Raw genomic sequence first — 2,863 nt, forward strand, 5'->3', positions numbered from 1 at the left:
CGGCGGTGTGGGCGTGGTGTTGTTCGGCCAGGGCTTCGCCGTGCGCGGTCGCGGCGGTGCGGTAATGGACGATGGCGATCTGGGCGCCGTCGTGGCGGGTCTGCGCCAACAGCTCATCGGTCACCGAGGTGTAGACGCTGTAGCTACCGTTACGACCGCGGCCCGCCCGCGCGGGCCCCTGCTCGTTCTCGTCCGGGTTGAGCGAACGCCCCAGCATCAACGCGTGCAACCCGCCCAGGTCGTTGACCTCGTCGGTGATCGACACATCGAAACCCCGGCCCAGCATCGGGGTACCGACGGTCACCCGACCCAGAACCTTTCGTTCTTTTTCACCGGTTTCTTCGTCGGTGTATTCGTGGATGTATTGGCCTCCGGCGCGGTCTTTGACCTCCAGCAGATGTTCCTCGGCTTTATTGTTGTCACGATGCTGGGCGAACCATTCGCCGGCGATCGTTTCCATCGATTTCTCTACGACCCCGGCCTTGTGCAACATCAACGAGAACTGGTGTGCCACACCGTTGGAAGGGCAGATCACCAGGACAGGCCGCCCCAGATCCTGTAATTCCTTGACCCGCTCGACGGCGGCCTTCAACCTTTCGGCATTGGTGAGGAACACATGATCGGGTTCCCCCACCAGTTTCGGGGGCTGGTATCGGGGCACCTTCGCCAAACCACCCGCGCCCGGGAAGTTCTGCTGGATCTCGGCCGCGGTCCGCTCCATCGTGCCCGACATCAGCAACAGGCGATCATAGGTGGCGACCGCGTCACTGACGGTAGCCACTGTCGACCCCTTCCCGTCGGTGTAGACGTCGAAGCCGAATATCGCCTCCAGCATCTTGTGCCGGCCACCGAACCAGCGACTATCTGTATTCACCTTCGGATCACTGAGCGGTTTCCCGTACTGGTCCAGAATCTGGATCTTGCCGTCGAAAGCGATGAAGTCCCATCTCGCCTTCAGACGACCCGTCTTGTAGTCCAGAAACGCTTCGGCCATATTGCGGTCCTCGACCGTGAACGCCTGACCGGTATGCCGCTCCCACAAATGACTCACGATCGCAAGCGACCGTTCGGGTTGCTGCCGCAGCATCTGCGACGTCAACTCCCGCGCCCACTTCGCCTCCTCGGCGGTGAACGCCCGGCCACCGAGCGCCTCGAGCTTCCCCCACAACCTCTCTTCGCGAAGATTCCTGCGCGTGCCTACCACATCGTCTGCAATAAATTCCTTGCGCTGGCTCATCAACACGGCCTTCAGGAAATCCCGCAGCCGCTCCACATGCGCTTGCTCGGCCGCCGACGCCTTGACACGCTCCCCATCGGAAAGGTAATGCTCTGTCTGGTCGTGTATCAGTGCCGCGTCCGCCTCGTCGATCGTCGCGGATTTCCCCGGCGGAATATGCTCGTACAAGATAGCGTCGATCCGCTCGCCGACGGTCATGTAATACACGGTCGGCCGAACCGGATCCCCCGACGGATTCTGCGGATCCCACCGAGAAACCTCGTAACCGAGACCCTGGATCACCGGCTGCAGTTCCCGCAACCCGCTGTTGGCCAGCGTCTCCGTCGTGGTCACCACATGGTGGACCCGCATCGGCTGCCCGCTCGGCAATTCGACCGGTGCACCACGCGCGAGCTGCCACATCGAGTCCAGCCCCGCCACGATCGTCTTACCCTCCGCGGTGGCCATCTGAATCGTCGCGAACCCGTGCTGGCCGAGCAGCCACGACAGCGCCTGAGTCCAGCGCGGCGTCTTCTCTATCCCCGCAGTCATGGCTGCGAACATCCGCAACACTGCCTCGACCGTGTCACCGTGCTCGAGCACAGCCCGGCGCTGCTCCCACGATTCGACGGCCAACTCCCGCTCGCGGAACCGGAACAACCGCACCGCATAATCAGCCGCCGCCTGGAACTGCATCACCTGCTCGACGGTGGCCTCCGCCCGATCCACCGAAAACGGCAGATCCGCCAACTTTCGCGCCAACACCTCGGCCAACAGATGATCACTCACCACCGCATCGGCCACCCCACCCGCAACATCCTGATCAGCATCAGCATCGACCCCGTCCCCGTCCTCCGAGCCCGCCTCGGGCCCACGACCCCCCTCAGACCCGACCCCGCCCTCCACCGACACGCCCTCACCGACCGTCGGGTGAACCTCACCTCCCCGCACCTCAACCCCCGAACCCGGCCGGGCAGAATCCCCGGACTCCGGCCCCACACCCGCACCCGTATCCGCCCCCGCCGCACCCCCACCCGCACCGGGCCCCGCCCCGCCCGACGGCCCAGCACCGGCACCCTCACCACCACCGACACCACCATGACCCCACTCCACCCGAGGCACGAAACCAGGCACCTCCGAAGGCATCACCGCACCATCACCCCCCGGCGCCACAACCGGCCCCGGCGCAACCACCCGCCCAGGCCCGGCCACCACCCCACGCGACTCCACTGCTACCGCCCGCGACTCCACCACAACCCCACGCGACTCCGCTGCTACCGCCCGCGACTCCGCTGCTACCGCCCGCGACTCGGCCGGCACCCCACCCACGCCCTCGACACCCCCACCCGCCTCGGCAGCGATCGGCTTCCCGACCGACTCCACCCCCTGCCGCGACACCGCCGCAGCCGCCACGGGCTCACCAACCTCCCCGAGGATCGACACCGGACCGGTCCCCGCATCGGCCCCGGGACCCGATCCCGCCACCGCCCCGGCCACATCCGCACCCTCACCGGCCCCCGGCCCACCCGCCGGCCGAGCACCGCCACCCTCACCACCCACACCACCGAGACCCCGATCCGTCCGCGGCACGAACCCAGGCACCACCGGCGCAATCGCCGCACCATCATCCCCGAGCACCTTCCCGGC

The 2,863-nt window shown here is 66.5% G+C and carries 1 protein-coding gene; it reads right to left on the reverse strand.

Annotation, left to right across the window (positions count from 1 at the left end):
* Positions 1–2,005, reverse strand: a 2,005-nt coding sequence (locus ABZV91_RS32300; RefSeq protein WP_355249504.1) for a hypothetical protein, incomplete at its 3' end; no start/stop codon positions are given.
* Positions 2,006–2,863: the final 858 nt, after the last annotated feature.

It is taken from the genome of Nocardia sp. NPDC004568, from assembly GCF_040609955.1.
GTDB lineage: Bacteria > Actinomycetota > Actinomycetes > Mycobacteriales > Mycobacteriaceae > Nocardia.